This is a genomic window from Chromobacterium sp. LK1 (genome assembly GCF_001043555.1).
GTDB classification, from domain to species: Bacteria; Pseudomonadota; Gammaproteobacteria; order Burkholderiales; family Chromobacteriaceae; genus Chromobacterium; species Chromobacterium aquaticum.
The window spans coordinates 1-14,925 of record NZ_LDUI01000043.1; the positions used below are offsets into that span (position 1 = coordinate 1).

Here is a 14,925-nt window from a genome sequence, read left to right on the forward strand (position 1 = left end):
GGCGTTGAAACCAAGCTCAAAATGCTCATGTATCACGTGTACATTCCGCTTTTTCGCTCGTTTTCGCCTTGTCTCGCTCTTGCTCGCGAGACTTTGAACAGGCTCTAAGCACTATTCACCATCGATGGTTTTCCAAGGAGGCTGCAATGTGGCGACGCTGGATCTGGAATGGCAAGCAATGGTTGTTTGACTGGGGCGTGCGTCAGCAACGGCGCTGGGCCGGGCTGAGGCCGCGGCGGCGCAGCCTGGAGCAGGGCGAGTTAAGCTGGCTGGAGCGCGCGGCGCCGGTTGGTGCGCCGGTGCTGGTGTTGCTGCATGGCTTTGGCGCGGAAAAGGACCACTGGGCGATGCTGGCGCGCTGCCTGCCAAAGACCTTCCGGCTGATCGTGCCGGATTTGCCCGGCCACGGCGACAGCATGTCCGGCCTGGACATCAGCTACCGGGTGGAGGCGCAGGCGGATCGCTTGCGCGCCTTTCTGGCGGTTTGGGGCGCGGAGCATGTCCATTTGATCGGCAACTCCATGGGCGGCGCCATCGCCGCCAACTTCGCTGCGCGCTATCCGCGGGCGGTGGCCAGCCTGACCTTGCTCAACGCCGCCGGCGCTGGCGTCAGCGCCAGTGAAATGGCCGAGCTGTGGCAGCGTAGCGGTGAAAACCCGATGCTGGACATGACGAGCGCGGAAGGGGTGCGGGCAATGCTGGACTGGGCGATGTACCAGCCGCCGCGAGTGCCCGGCTTCGCCATCGAGGTGGCGGCGGCGCGCAAGGCGGAGCGCGTCGAGGTGGAGCGCAAAATTTTCGATGACCTGTTCGACAGCGTGGATCAGCGGCCCTTGTTGGCGAGCATCCAGGCGCCGACGCTGATCGTTTGGGGGCGCGAGGACCGCATCCTGCACGTGGAGGACGCGGATTGCTTCGCCGCCGCCATCGCCGGCAGCGAAAAGCAGATACTGGAGCAGGTGGGTCATCTGCCGATGCTGGAGCAGCCGCGCCGCGTCGCCGCGCTGTGGCTGGAATTCGCGCGGCGGCGGGCCTTGCCGGCGGGGCAGGACGAGGCGCTCGCCGCGGCCGGACGCTGAGGCGTCGTCCGGCGCCGCTCAAAACAAAAGCCGCGCGGCGCATGGCGCCGGGCGGCTTTGGGCACTGCGAAGCAAGAGGGCGCTTAGGCGCGCTTCTTGAATTCGTTGGTGCGGGTGTCGATTTCGATCTTTTCGCCGGTGTTGACGAAGGCCGGAACCTGAACTTCGAAGGTGGTGCCCACCAGGCGCGCCGGCTTCAGCACTTTGCCGGAGGTGTCGCCGCGCACGGCCGGTTCGGTGTATTCCACTTCGCGGATCACGGTGGTCGGCAGTTCAACCGAGATGGCCTTGCCGTCGTAGAAGGTCACTTGGCACACTTCTTCCATGCCGTCGACGATGAAGTTCAGCGTGTCGCCCAGGTTGTCGGCTTCCACTTCGTACTGATTGAATTCGGTGTCCATGAACACGTACATCGGATCAGCGAAGTAGGAGTAGGTGCAGTCCTTGCGGTCCAGCACGATGACGTCGAACTTGTCGTCGGCGCGGTATACGGCTTCGCTGCCGGCGCCGGTCAACAGGTTCTTCATCTTCATTTTCACAACGGAGGCGTTGCGGCCGGATTTGCTGAATTCAGCCTTCTGCACGACCATCGGGTCGCTGCCTACCATGAATACGTTGCCGGCGCGGAGTTCTTGTGCGGTTTTCATTACTAAAAGTCCCAAACTCTTGATTGAAGTCGGAAAAAAAGGTTTCCGAAAAACGGCGTATTCTAGCCGATTTCCCGGACAAAGTGCAGCAGTCTGTCGCCCAGATCGCCATCGGCCAGCAATTTTTCCGGCCAAGCCACGGCATGCTCGCGCCAAACCGGCAGCCATGCGGCCAATTCCGTCCACGCGGTCGCCATGTCGGCACCGTGGTTCCACGCATGGCTGGCGGCGCTCAGCGCTTGCGCCGCTGGATTCGGCAGCGCCGCGCCGTACTGTGACAAAAAGGCATCAAGCTTGGCCAGGTGGGCTGCGTCGTCCTGCGGGTAGATATGCCACAGCAACGGCCGGCCGGCCCATTGCGCGCGCACGAAGCTGTCTTCGCCGCGCACCAGGTTGAGGTCGCAGGACCACAACAGCAGGTCGTAGCTGTCCTGGTCAGTCATCGGCAGCACCTTGACCGTCAGCGGACCCTGGCGCGCCAGCATGCCGGCGCGCAGCGGGTGGCCGAACACGCGCGCGACGTCGGGCAGCGCCTTGCCCTCCGGCACCAGGCAGGTGACCGGACGCTCGCCCAGCGCCCAGGTGGCCAGCAGGCTGGTAACGGCCGGGTTTTCATAGGCGAACAGGCTGACCCGCCACTCGTCCGCGGCCGGCTCGGGCAGTTCCAGCAGCTGCCAGTAGGCGCGGCGCGCCAGCGCGTCGTCCTGCCACTGGCGGCGGGTATCGAGCAGGCCTTGCTCGCAGATCAGGCCGCCGGTGTCGGCCTCGAAGCCGGGGAAGAAGAAATGCTTGGTCAGCGGCAGCCGCGGATGCGGCGAGGGCTGGCGGTGGCAGCCGCGGGTCCAGTCTTCCGCCGACAGGTATTCCAGATTGATCCACACCGGCTTGAGCGCCTTGGCGGCCATCGCCTGTTCAAAGCGTTCCGGCAGCCGGCAGCCAAAGGCCTCGATTACCACCTCGGCGGGCACGGTATCCGCGGGCGGGCCGTCCGCCGGCCAGTGGCGGATGTCGATGTCGGCCAGGCGCTGGGCCGGCAGCGCCGGGTCCAGCTCCGGCAGGATGCGGGCGAAGCTGGCCAGGTCGTCCACCCACAGCCGCACTTCCAGGCCGAAGTCATGGGCGAGCCGGCGCGCCAGCCGCCAGGCGACGCCGATGTCGCCGTAGTTGTCGACCACGGCGCAGAAGATGTCCCAGTTTTTACGTTCCATTGACGGTGCCGCGCGTGAAAATGGCGGCAGCTTAGCACGCCGCCGCGGGTTCATGAAAAACCCCGCGCCGGAGCGCGGGGTTGCATAAAGATTAAGACGCCGCGGACAAACGCCTGAGACAAGGCGCGCCGACGCAGACAGTACAAGTGGTATGGCAAGTCGGCGCAATGCAGTATCAGGCGTTTTGTGCGCGGCGATTGTTTTTAGAACCTGTTCAAAGTCTCGCGAGCAAGAGCGAGACAAGGCGAAAACGAGCGAAAAAGCGGAATGTACAGGTGGTACATGAGCATTTTGAGCTCGTTTTCAACGCCGTATCGCCGAAGCGCAGCAGACTTTGAGCAGGCTCTTAGAAAATCGACATCCACAGGCCGGCCGTGGTCGCGGTCATGAAACCCGCCATCACCGCGGCGGCCAGCGCGCGCATGCCGATCTGGGCCAGTTCCTTCTGCCGCGACGGCGCCAGCGCGCCGATGCCGGCGACGCAGATGCCCACCGAGCTGAAGTTGGAGAAGCTGGATAGCGCGAAGGTGGAGATCAGGATGGCCTGCGGTGACAGGGTGCCGGCGGCCTTCATCTTGGCCAGGTCCAGGTAGGAGATGAACTCGTTGACCACGATCTTCTGGCCCAGCAGGCTGCCCACTTCCAGGGTTTCGTGCCAGCTCACGCCCATCATGAAGGCGAACACGCGGAAGGCCTGGCCAAACAGGTATTGCAGCGTCAGGCCGTCGAACACGCCGTTGGTGGAGGCCTTGATCATTTCGTTGACGCCCAGCGCGGCGCCGATGCCGTCCTTCACCACGAAGTTGGCCAGCGCGATCATGGAGACGATGGCCAGGATGATGGTGGCCACCGCGGCGGCCATTTTCATGCCGGACATCGCGCCGTTGACGATGGCGTTGATGAAGCTGCCCTGATCGTCGTCCTGGCTGTAGTCCAGCTTGTCGCCGGAGGCGTGGTCGCGGTCGGTTTCCGGATAGATGATCTTGGCGAACACCGCGGCCGCCGGCGCGTTCATGAAGGAGGCCATCAGCAGATAGGTGGCGAACTTGGCCTGCTCCGCCGGATTGCTGCCGCCGAGGAAGGCGACGTAGGCGGCCAGCACGCCGCCGGCCAGCGTGGACATGCCGGCGATCATCACGCAAGCCAGCTCGGAACGGGTCATGTGCTGGATATAGGGGCGGATCAGCAGCGGCGCCTCGGTCTGGCCGAGGAAGATGTTGCCGGCCACGGTCAGGCTTTCCGGACCGGACAGCCCCATGCTGCGCTTCATCACCCAGGCCATGCCGGCCACCACGCGCTGCAGGATGCCCAGATGGTAGAGCAGGGCGCTGAAGGCGGAGAAGAAGATGATCACCGGCAGCACCATGAAGGCGAACAAGAAGCCCATGCTGCCGCTGGGTTTGGCCAGGTCGCCGAACACGAAGCTGGCGCCTTCGCCGGAGAAGGTCAGCACTTTGGCGAAGCCGGAGCCGAAGGCTTCGAACACCGCGCGCGCGGCGGGCACATAGTTGATGACCAGGAACAGCGTGCTTTGCATGATCAGGCCGATCAGCACGATGCGCCAGTTGATGGCCTTGCGATTGGTGGAAAGCGCGTATGCGGTGCCGAGCAGGAACAGCATGCCGATGAGAGCTTGTATGGTATTCACGAACAACCCTGAGATGAAGATGCGGAAGTTGACAGGCCGGCGCTGCGCCGGACAAGGCGGATCCAACGATAATTAGATGATGATTAGCTAATATTGCTCAAGGTGCGCGATTTTACAGCAAAAACCGGAAAACAAAAGCGATTGTGACGCTTTGTTCTTGATTTTATTCAGTTTGGATGGGGCGGGAGGAGGGGCCGGAGCGCGAGGGCTCCGGCTGGCGGGAGTTTCAGTCGCGGCGCGCGTCGGCGTCGCCGTCCTTGGGCTTGTCGTCGTCCATCAGGATGCGGTGGGCCGGGCCTTCCATGTCGTCGAACTGGCCATTGCGGGTGGCCCACCAGAAAATGCCGCCGATGACGAAGGCCAGCACCAGGCTGAGCGGGATGAGCAGATACAAGCTTTCCATCAGGATTTCCGTTTGACCAGCCGGAGGGCGTTGCCGACTACGATGAGAGAGCTGGACGCCATGCCCAGGCTGGCGATCCACGGCGTGACATGGCCGGTGATGGCCAAGGGCAGCGCCACGATATTGTAAGCGGCGGCCCACCACAAGTTTTGACGAATCACAGACAAGGTCTTGCGCGACAGTTCGAAGGCGCTGGCGATCAGGCCCAGCTTATCGCCTATCAGCACCATGTCGCCGCTGGCGCGCGCCACGTCGGTGCCGCCGCCCATGGCGATGGACACGTCGGCCTTGGCCAATACCGGCGCGTCGTTGATGCCGTCGCCCACCATCAGCACGCGCTTGCCGGCGGCTTGCAGCTGGCCGACGTAGGCCAGCTTGTCTTCCGGCGCGGCGCGGGCGATGTGGGCGTCGATGTCCAATTGGCGCGCCAGGCTGGCCACCGCGCCGGCGCCGTCGCCGCTGAGCAGGTGCACGCGCAGGCCGCGCTGTTTCAGTTGGCGCAATAGCGGCGCCGCGTCGGCGCGCACCGCGTCTCCGATGGCGAACAGCGCCACCAGTTCGGTTTCGTCCGCCAGCGCGATCAAGGTCTTGTCGCCGTGCCAGTCGACGGCGGGCAACGGGCAGTCGCCCAATTGGGCGGCGATGAATTCCGGCGAACCTATCCGCCAGGCATGGCCATCCAGCTGGCCGGTCACGCCCTGGCCGGGATGGTTGCGCAGCGTGTCCGCCGCCTGGTGCGGGCCATCGCCGGCGGCGGCCAGCAGCGCGCGCGCCACCGGGTGTTCCGAACCCTGTTCCAGCGCCGCCGCCGTCGCCAGCGCCGCCGCCGCGTCGCGGCCGGGGGCGGTCCAGCTGTCCAGCAGCCTCATATCGCCGTGGGTCAGGGTGCCGGTCTTGTCGAACACCACATCGCTGATCTTGGGTAGGGTTTCCAGCGCGTGGCCGCGGGTGGTCAGCACGCCCAGCGCCGCCAGGTGGCCGGAGGCGGCGGTCAAGGCCGCCGGGGTGGCCAGCGACAGCGCGCAGGGACAGGAAATCACCAGCACCGCCACCATGATCCACAGCGCGCGGTCCGGTTCGATGTAATGCCAGCCGATATAAGTGCCGGCGGCGGCCAGCAGCAGCAGGGCGACGAACCAGCTGGCGAAGCGGTCGGCGATCACTGCCAGCCGGGGTTTCTCCGCCAGCGCCTGGTCCAGCAGCCGCACGATGCCGGCCAGCCGGGTGTCCTGGCCGGTCTGGTCCACTCGCACCACCAGCGGGCTGGCGGCGTTGACGCTGCCGGCGATCACCGCGGCGCCGACCTCCTTGCTGACCGGACGGCTCTCGCCGGTCAGCAGCGCCTCATTGCTGGCGCTGTGGCCGTCCAGCACCACGCCGTCGGCGGGAATGGTCTCGCCGGGCTTGATCAGGATCACGTCGCCGGGACGCAGCTGCGCCACCGTGGTTTCCTCGCTTTGACGGCTGGCCGGCCAGCCGGCCAGGCGGTGGGCGAAGGCCGGGATCAGCTTGACCAGGCTTTCGGTGGCTTCGCCGGCCTTGCGCCGGGCGACGCCTTCCAGATAACGGCCGCCCAGCAGCAGGAACACGAACATCGACACCGAGTCGAAATAGACGCCGTGCTCCACTTTGTTGATCAGCGCCCAGAAACTGGACAAGAAGGCGGTGAGAATGCCTATGGTCACCGGGGTGTCCATGCCCACGCGCCGGGTCTTGAGGTCGCGCCAGGTGGCGCGGTAGAAGGGCACGGCGGAGTAGAGCACCACCGGCAGCGTCAGGATGAAGCTGGACCAGTGCAGCAGCCACAGGAAGTCCGGCGAAATCTCGCCGTCCGGCGCCAGGTAGATGGGCACCGCGTACATCATCACCTGCATCATGGACAGGCCGGCCGCCCACAGGCGGTTGATCGCCTGCTTGCGCTCTTTCTGGTTCAGCGCTTCCTGGCGTTCGGCGTCGTAGGGGTGGGCGCGATAGCCGATGGCGCTGACCGCTTCCAGGATGGCGGACAGCTGGATCCGGCTATTGTCCCAGCGCACGCGGGCGCGGTGATTGCTGTAGTTGATGTCGACGCTGACGATGCCGGGCAATTGGCGGATGTGCTGCTCGTTGAGCCAGACGCAGGCGGCGCAGGTGATGCCTTCCAGCATCAGCGAGGCCTCGCGCAGGTTTTCGGCCTCGAAGCGCACGAAGCTGCGTTGCAGCTCGTCGGAATCGTAGAGTTTGATCTGCTCCAGCAGCTCGAGCGGCACCGGTTCGGCCTGGCGCGCGCCCTCGGTGCGGTGCTGATAGTAATCGGACAGGCCGGACTGGATGATGGTGGCCGCCACCGCTTGGCAGCCGGCGCAACAGGTGGGCTGGTCGACTTCGCGGTATTTGACCGGGAACTGGACGTCGGGCGGCACCGGCAGGCCGCAGTGGAAGCAGTTTTCACTCATGATGGCCGATTGTAATCAATCCGGCCGCGTTTGGCTTGCGCTAGCTTGTTGGAATAGGCCGCGCCAGCCCCCATTTATTGGGGGCGTCCGGTCCGGGGTTGGAGTCGTTTAAGCGGCATGCAATCGAGGTTCCACGCCGCGCAAGCTCAGCTGCTTGAGGATGCGGTTCAGGATCACGCCGTACATGGGCAGGAAGAACAGCAGGCAGATCAGCAGCTTGAAGCTGTAGTCCACCAGCGCGATCTCCACCCAGTTGGCGGCCATGAAGGGATCGCTGCTCTGGTAGAAGGCGATGAAGAAGAAGGCCAGCGTGTCGCTGATATTGCCGAACAGCATCGCCGAGGCGGGGGCGATCCACCAGGTTTTCAGCTGGCGCAGGCGGTTGAACACCTGCACGTCCAGAATCTGGCCCAGCGCATAGGCGGCGAAGCTGGCGACGGCGATGCGGGCGACGAAGAGATTGAAGCTGGTCAGGGCCGACGCGCCTTGCCAGGCGCCCTGATAGAACAGGGTGGAGACCAGGTAGGAGATCGCCAGCGCCGGCAGCATCGCCGCGAAAATGATGCGACGGGCCAACGGCGCGCCGAATACGCGCACGGTCAGATCGGTGGCCAGGAAAATAAAGGGAAAGGTGAACGCGCCCCAGGTGGTGTGGAAGCCGAACACGGTGATGGGCAATTGCACCAGGTAATTGCTGGACGCGATGATGGCGATGTGGAACAAGGACAGCCACAGCAGCGCGGACAGCCGCTGTTGGCGGGTAAAGCTAAACATAATGTCGGCCTTTTTGTTGAATGGGGGTGAGGGAACCCAGTGCTGATCGGTTTGCCCGGTCCGGCGTTGCGGATCAAGGCGAGGGCGGAAATGATACTCGTCCTTGTCCGCCTTGGCAAAGGGCTTTCGTATTGCTAATCAGTCGCTTGAGAGCGAAAGGAGGGGGTATGTTGGCAGTCGTGCAATCGGCTCCGGGCGGAGTCGATACTTTGAGTTTGGACGAGATCGCGCCGCCGGCTCGCGGCGGCGGGCAATTGCTGTTGCGGGTGATGGCGGCGGGCATCAACCGCGCCGACCTGGCGCAGCGCGCCGGGCATTATCCGCCGCCGCCGGGCGCCAGCCCGATTCTGGGCCTGGAAGTGGCGGGCGTGGTGGAGGAGGCGGACGCGGATTCGCGCTTTAGACCCGGCGACGCGGTGTTCGGCCTGATCGGCGGTGGAGCTTACGCCGAATACGCGCTGCTGGACGAGGCCTTGGCCATCGCCAAGCCGGACTGGCTGTCCTGGGTGGAGGCGGCCAGCCTGCCCGAGGCCTGGATGACGGCCTGGTTCAATCTGGTGGAAAAAGCCGGCTTGCAGGCCGGAGAGACCGTGCTGGTGCATGCCGGCGCCAGCGGCGTCGGCGCGGCGGCGATCCAACTGGCCGGTCTGTTGGGCGCTCAGGCTTTCGCCAGCGTGGGCAGCGAGGAAAAGGCGGCGTTTTGCCGCGAGCTGGGCGCGACCCAGGTGTTCAACTATCGGCAGACGCCGGCCTTTGGTCCCATGGTCAAGGACTGGGGGGGCGCCGACGTGGTGCTGGACCCGGTGGGCGCCAGCTATCTGGGCGACAATCTGGCGGCCTTGAAGCCGGATGGGCGGCTGGTCAATATCGGCCTGCTTGGCGGCGCCAAGGCGGAACTGAACCTGGGCGCGCTGCTGATGAAGCGCATCACGCTGATCGGCTCCACGTTGCGACCGCAGCCGCTGGAAGTGAAGGCGCGCTTGGCGCGGGCTTTGGAAACCCGGATCTTGCCGGCGCTGGAGCAGGGCAGGCTGCGCCTGACGCTGGATTCCAGCTACCCCTTGGCTCAGGTGGGCGACGCGCACGCCTATGTCGAGGCCAATCGCAATCTGGGCAAGGTGGTGTTGACGCTGTTTCCGGTGCTGGCTGGGTGACACCTTAAAAAAAAGCGCGCCCGAATGGGCGCGCCGCTTTGTCAGCCATCGGCCGAGGTGGTTTTAAGCATGCATCCGGTTCAGCTGGCGCGCGATGATGTCATGGTTCAGCCACAGCACCGGGCCGGCCGGAGCGGCGGCTTCGTGGAACATCAGCGGGCCGGTGGCGTCGATCACCAGGCTGCTCAGGTGGTCGGTGATCAAGGCCTTCTTGTCCTGGTGCAGGTCCACGATGGCGTCGGAGGTGCCTATCATCACTTCGGCTAGCTCCGGACTGTTCGGCATCGGCCAGGCTTCGAAATTGCGGAAGCCGCGCATCACCTCGCCGCTATTGAGCGCGTCTATCTTCTCCAGCACCTCTTCCAGCGTGTGGCCGTCCTGCAGCAGCGCGGCGCAGGCCTGCCATTGCGCGTCGGCCCAGGCGCCGCCGTCCTCGCGCTTCAGCGCGCGCAGCAGCGCCAGCAGCGGCAGCTCCACGCCGACGAAGATGTCCGAGGAGTTGGTGCGGATTTCCGGGCAGTTGAACACCGTGGCCTTGACTCCTTGCTCCCAGGCGGCGCGGGCGACGTTTTCCAGCCGCATCTTGGCGTAGCCCTGGGTGTAGTTGGTGTAGGTTTGCCACTGGTAGTCGCCGTCGATCAGGATCTCGGTGCCGTGGTAGCCGTAGGCGGTGTAGCGCACCTGGCCGCCGGCGGCTTCCAGCCGGCCGCGCAGCGCGGCGCTGCCGTCGATCAGATGCTGGAAAGTGTTGGCGGTGACTTCGTCGAAGTTTTGCAGGATCAGCTTGCCCAGATCGCTGTCCAGCAGCGCCTGGGTGGACAGGAAGCGCTCGCCGCGGCCCTTGTAGACGCGGTTGGCGATGGCCAGGAACACCTTGGCCTTGGGAATGCCGCCGGCCATGGTGTGGGCGAAGAACACATTGCGGCCGTCGGCTATCATGCCGTCCAGCTGCGCCATCGCCTGGGCGACGCCGTCCTTGAAGCGCTGCACGCCGATGCGGCGGCATTGTTCGATGTGTTCCCAGTCCAGCTTGTCGTCCTGCCAGCTTTTCAGTGTCAGGGAGGCCAGCAGCTCGGTCGGCGTCGGCGCGCCGTCCTGGTCGAAGCCGGCCATCAGCGGCACATTGATCACGCGGCCGCCAAGGTTGGCTTCGGCCGCGGCCAGTTCTTCCTGGTTCAGCGGGCGCAGCTGGTTGTTCTCGTCGCGGCGGCCCACGGTCATGCCGATGATGTCCATGCCGGCCTTGCGCGCTTCATTGATCAGGCCGTTGGCGTAGCCGCGGCCGAACAGTTCGCCGAACAGGACGAAGACGTCGCCGGGGCGGAACAGGGTGCTTTGCGGAAGCTGTCTCAGGGCGCTGGTTTGAGCCATGTCTTTACTCTTTCTCGATGTGGGCCGGCGCGGCGCGTGATGGCGGGGCCGGCCACTTGAATGCGTTGGAGTGATTGCTCGAATTCGGGGGCATTCTACCCGCGATCCGGTTCTAGGTGTTCAGTTGGACGCCAGCGGCGACAGCGCTTCTATCAAGGCCACTTCCTGCGCGTAGCTGAGCGCCTTCATCTTGGCCAGGAGTTTTTCGCCGTCCACTTTCCATTGCTGGTCCAGTTCTTCCTCGATGATGCGCGCCTCCACCGCCAGCCACACACCGCGGCAGGCGGCGGCATCGTCGAAGCGCACGCCTTTTAGTACCTGGGCGATCAGGTGCAGTTCCGGATCGCTGAACTGGCGCGACAGCAGCGCCTGCTCGCGGCGCACGATCTCGGCGTAGCGGTCGCAGATCTGCTGTACCCGCGCGGCGTCGCCGTAATGGGCCGGCTCCTCGTCCGGGGCGCTTAGCGCGCCGTGCTGGAACCACGCCTCCAGTGCCGGCTTCAATTGCGGCAGGTCTTCATGCCAGACCCGGGCCAGTTCTTCGCGGAAGCGGGCGTTGTCGGTGAAGGACAGCTCGTCGAAGGGCATGGCCGGAATCACGTTCTCGTCCAGCGAGCGTTTGCCCACCCAGATCCGGCCTTCCTCGTCGCGGCTGACCGCGGCGCGCCAGACCGCCTGTTCCTCGGTGGCCAGGTTGTCGACGTGGATCTCGACATAGGGCGGGGCGATGTCCTGGTCTTCGTCATCGGTGACGAAGCGCAGTGTGATGTCGAACAGGCTGTGCTTGGCGATCTCCAGCAATTGCAAGCCGTCCTGGTGGCCGGCCAGCAGGTAGCGGTCGCCGCTGTCGTAGACGGCCACGTCGTCGATGTCCGCGGCCGGCTTGATCAGCTGGGCGGACAGCGCGTCGGCCAGTTGGTTGGCATCGTTGTGCTGAACGGCGTAGCCGGTGCGATAGGCCTCGTGTTCATGCCATAAGGCGTTCCAGTCGTACATCGCGCATTTCCTTCAGTCGAAAATCAGTTTGTCGCGCAGTGTACGCAAAAGCCCAGCGCTTGTCGCCCGCTGGAATTTTTGGTATGGACAGTTTTTTGTGCTATTATCCAGCGATTTTTCTGTATCCATCCTCCTTCCTAAAATGACCCGACAAATTCGCAATATCGCCATCATCGCCCACGTCGACCATGGCAAGACCACGCTTGTAGACCAATTGCTGCGCCAATCCGGCACCTTCCGCGAGAACCAGCAAGTGGACGAGCGTGTAATGGACAGCAACGATCTTGAAAAAGAACGCGGCATTACCATTCTGGCCAAGAACACCGCCATCGAATACGAAGGCGTGCACATCAATATCGTCGACACTCCGGGACACGCCGACTTCGGCGGCGAAGTTGAGCGCGTGTTGGGCATGGTGGATGGCGTGCTGCTGCTGGTGGACGCCGTAGAAGGCCCGATGCCGCAAACCCGTTTCGTTACCAAGAAAGCGCTGGCGCTGGGTCTGCGCCCGATCGTGGTGATCAACAAGGTGGACCGTCCGGGCGCGCGTCCGGACTGGGTGGTGGATCAGACTTTCGACCTGTTCGACAAGCTGGGCGCGACTGACGAACAGCTGGACTTCCCCATCATCTACGCTTCCGGCCTGAACGGCTTCGCCAAGCTGGAGCTGGAAGAGGTTTCCGACAATATGCGCCCGCTGTTCGACACCGTGCTCAAGCACGTGCCGACCCCGCCGGGCAGCGCCGACGCGCCGCTACAGCTGCAGATTTCCGCTCTGGACTACTCCACCTATACTGGCCGCCTGGGCGTGGGTCGCGTGCTGAACGGCCGCATCAAGCCGGGTCAGCAAGTGGTGGTGATGAACCACGACGATCAAGTGGCCACGGGCCGCATCAACCAGGTGCTGGGTTACCAGGGTCTGGACCGCGTGCCGGTTGAAGAAGCCGAAGCAGGCGACATCATCATCATCTCCGGCCTGGAAGACATCGGCATCGGCGTGACCATCTGCGACAAGGAGCAGCCGGTAGGCCTGCCGATGCTGTCCGTGGACGAGCCGACGCTGACCATGGACTTCATGGTGAACTCCTCGCCGCTGGCCGGCACCGAAGGCAAGTTCGTGACCTCGCGTCAAATCCGCGACCGTCTGACCAAGGAACTGCTGACCAATGTGGCGCTGCGCGTGGAAGACACCGGCGACTCCGACGTGTTCCGTGTGTCCGGTCGTGGTGAATTGCACCTGACCATTCTACTGGAAAACATGCGTCGCGAAGGCTTTGAAATGGCCGTGGCCAAGCCGCGCGTGGTGTTCAAGGAAATCGACGGTCAGAAGTGCGAGCCGTACGAGAACCTGACCATCGACCTGGAAGATGATCACCAGGGTGGCGTGATGGAAGAAATCGGTCGTCGCCGTGGCGAGCTGACCAATATGGAATCCGACGGCAATGGCCGTACCCGCCTGGAATACCATATTCCGGCGCGCGGCCTGATCGGCTTCCAGTCCGACTTCATGACCATGACCCGCGGCACCGGCCTGATGAGCCATGTGTTCGACGACTACGCTCCGGTCAAGCCGGACATGCCGGGCCGTCACAACGGCGTGCTGATCTCGCAGGAGAACGGCGAAGCGGTGGCTTACGCGCTGTGGAAGCTGGAAGACCGCGGCCGCATGTTCGTGGCTCCGGGCGAGAAGCTGTACGAAGGCATGATCATCGGCATTCACAGCCGCGACAACGACCTGGTGGTGAACCCGGTCAAGGGCAAGCAGCTGACCAACGTGCGCGCCTCCGGCACCGACGAAGCCGTGCGTCTGACCACGCCGATCAAGCTGACGCTGGAATCCGCCGTTGAATTCATCGATGATGACGAGCTGGTGGAAATCACGCCGAAGTCCATCCGCATCCGCAAGCGTTACCTGAACGAATCGGATCGCCGCAAGATGGCCAAGGCCAACGCCGCGTCCTGATCGACGCAGGCCTGGCAAAAACCGCCGTACCCTTGATGGGGCGGCGGTTTTTTTATGTCTTGGAGTTTGTGCTCGCCGTGCGGCGCTTCACGGGGCGCGGCGGGCATTGAGCAGGCTCTTAGTCGCTTAAGGCGTTCAGCCGTCGCCGACAGGCGTCCGCCTCGGCCAGGATGCGTTCGAACAGCTCGGCCACGCTGGGTGCGTCGTCGATCAAGCCCTGGGCCTGGCCGATCAGCTGCACGCCCTTGTCGAGGTCGCCGTCCTCTATCGCCAGACGGATGGACTCGGTGGCGGCGCCGAATTGCGCCAGCTGACGCAAGGCCTGCGGCTGGCTCAGCAGACCGCCCAACACCACTTTGGCGATGGGCATGCCCAGCTTGCGCGCGGCGGCGCTGGCGCGCCAGGCGGCGGCGAGCAGGCCCAGTGGCTTGCGCGTGGCCTGGCGTGCGGCTGGGGTGTCCATCACCCGGCACCACAGGCCGTCGAAATTCTTGGAATACAAGGTGTCGGCCACGCCGCGTTGGCGAATCATCTCCTTGGTGCGCTGATGCACTGGGCTTTCGCGGCTCATCGCCAGTCGCGTGCCCATGGCCACCGCATCGGCGCCCAGCGCCAGCGCGGCGATCAGGCCTCGGCCGTCGGCAAAACCGCCAGCGGCGATGATGGGCAGCTCGCAGGCCTTGCGGATGGCCGGGATGAGTGTCAGAGAAGTGACGGCGCCGCCGTGGGCGGCGGCCTCGTGGCCGGTGACCAGCAGGGCGTCGGCGCCGGACGCCTGCGCCGAGCGCGCGTGCTTCTCCGTCACCACGGTGGCGATGACCTTGCCGCCGTAGGCGTGGGCGCGCTCAATCAGCCAATCGCCCTTGCCCAGGGAAAAGTTGATTACCGGCACGCGCTCTTCCAGCGCGACCATGGCGTTTTCCTTGGCGCCCGGCATCATCAGTGTGCAGCCGACGCCGAAGGGGGTGTCGCTCAGCTCGCGCACGCGGCGTATCGCTTGTCGCGTCTGCTCCGGCGTCAGCGGTCCAGTGGCGAGTATGCCGAGGCCGCCGGCGTTGCCGACGGCGGCGACCAGTTCCGGGGTGGCGATATAGCTCATGCCGGGGCAGATCAGCGGGCGCTGGATGCCGAGCAGGCGGGTGATGGCGGTTTGCATGGGGCGAGGCTCGCTTTACAATGTCAGTCGGTCTGAGGTTGGCGGGCGCAATGGGTTTGACCCGGCGCTGTCATTGTTGTCGGCTTTGCCG

General features: G+C 64.6%; 12 protein-coding genes. 3 read left to right on the forward strand and 9 right to left on the reverse strand.

What is annotated here, in order from left to right; genetic code table 11:
• The first annotated feature begins 146 nt into the window (after positions 1-146).
• Positions 147-1,079 carry an alpha/beta fold hydrolase gene (locus VI26_RS18505; protein ID WP_048411238.1) on the forward strand — a complete coding sequence of 311 codons (933 nt, stop codon included), beginning with the start codon at positions 147-149 and terminating at the stop codon, positions 1,077-1,079.
• A gap of 83 nt (positions 1,080-1,162) precedes the next feature.
• On the opposite strand, the gene efp is transcribed toward VI26_RS18505, so the two are convergent.
• From efp to VI26_RS18535, 6 genes are all read right to left on the reverse strand, one after another.
• Positions 1,163-1,726: an elongation factor P gene (efp, locus tag VI26_RS18510; protein ID WP_048411239.1), complete on the reverse strand. Its 564-nt coding sequence runs from the start codon at positions 1,724-1,726 to the stop codon at positions 1,163-1,165.
• Positions 1,727-1,788: 62 nt separating this feature from the next.
• A complete protein-coding gene (gene earP / locus VI26_RS18515; protein ID WP_048411240.1) occupies positions 1,789-2,934 on the reverse strand; it encodes an elongation factor P maturation arginine rhamnosyltransferase EarP in 1,146 nt (381 codons plus the stop codon).
• Positions 2,935-3,280: 346 nt separating this feature from the next.
• Complete coding sequence (locus tag VI26_RS18520; RefSeq protein WP_048411281.1) at positions 3,281-4,582, reverse strand: NupC/NupG family nucleoside CNT transporter; 1,302 nt, start codon at positions 4,580-4,582, stop codon at positions 3,281-3,283.
• A 226-nt stretch (positions 4,583-4,808) separates the two neighbouring features.
• Positions 4,809-4,985: a cbb3-type cytochrome oxidase assembly protein CcoS gene (ccoS, locus tag VI26_RS18525; RefSeq protein WP_048411241.1), complete on the reverse strand. Its 177-nt coding sequence runs from the start codon at positions 4,983-4,985 to the stop codon at positions 4,809-4,811.
• Positions 4,985-7,420 (reverse strand): heavy metal translocating P-type ATPase, encoded by a 2,436-nt coding sequence (locus VI26_RS18530; protein ID WP_048411242.1) that lies wholly within the window; start codon positions 7,418-7,420, stop codon positions 4,985-4,987. The genes ccoS and VI26_RS18530 overlap by 1 nt, the downstream gene beginning before the upstream one ends.
• A gap of 108 nt (positions 7,421-7,528) precedes the next feature.
• Positions 7,529-8,194 (reverse strand): 7-cyano-7-deazaguanine/7-aminomethyl-7-deazaguanine transporter, encoded by a 666-nt coding sequence (locus VI26_RS18535; RefSeq protein ID WP_048411243.1) that lies wholly within the window; start codon positions 8,192-8,194, stop codon positions 7,529-7,531.
• A gap of 167 nt (positions 8,195-8,361) precedes the next feature.
• On the opposite strand from VI26_RS18535, the gene VI26_RS18540 reads away from it, so the two are divergent.
• Entirely contained in the window at positions 8,362-9,348 is a 987-nt protein-coding gene (locus tag VI26_RS18540; RefSeq protein WP_048411244.1) for an NAD(P)H-quinone oxidoreductase, read from the forward strand.
• A gap of 63 nt (positions 9,349-9,411) precedes the next feature.
• Here the strand turns inward: VI26_RS18540 and VI26_RS18545 are convergent, their stop codons facing one another.
• Together VI26_RS18545 and VI26_RS18550 are read right to left on the reverse strand one after the other, a co-directional pair.
• Complete coding sequence (locus VI26_RS18545; protein ID WP_048411245.1) at positions 9,412-10,719, reverse strand: hypothetical protein; 1,308 nt, start codon at positions 10,717-10,719, stop codon at positions 9,412-9,414.
• Between the two features lie 120 nt (positions 10,720-10,839).
• A complete protein-coding gene (locus VI26_RS18550) occupies positions 10,840-11,715 on the reverse strand; it encodes a hypothetical protein (protein ID WP_048411246.1) in 876 nt (291 codons plus the stop codon).
• Between the two features lie 142 nt (positions 11,716-11,857).
• Here VI26_RS18550 and typA point away from each other — a divergent pair, with 142 nt between their 5' ends.
• Positions 11,858-13,678 (forward strand): translational GTPase TypA, encoded by a 1,821-nt coding sequence (typA, locus tag VI26_RS18555; RefSeq protein WP_048411247.1) that lies wholly within the window; start codon positions 11,858-11,860, stop codon positions 13,676-13,678.
• Positions 13,679-13,796: 118 nt separating this feature from the next.
• On the opposite strand, the gene VI26_RS18560 is transcribed toward typA, so the two are convergent.
• Complete coding sequence (locus VI26_RS18560; RefSeq protein WP_048411248.1) at positions 13,797-14,834, reverse strand: nitronate monooxygenase family protein; 1,038 nt, start codon at positions 14,832-14,834, stop codon at positions 13,797-13,799.
• Between the last annotated feature and the right edge of the window lie 91 nt (positions 14,835-14,925).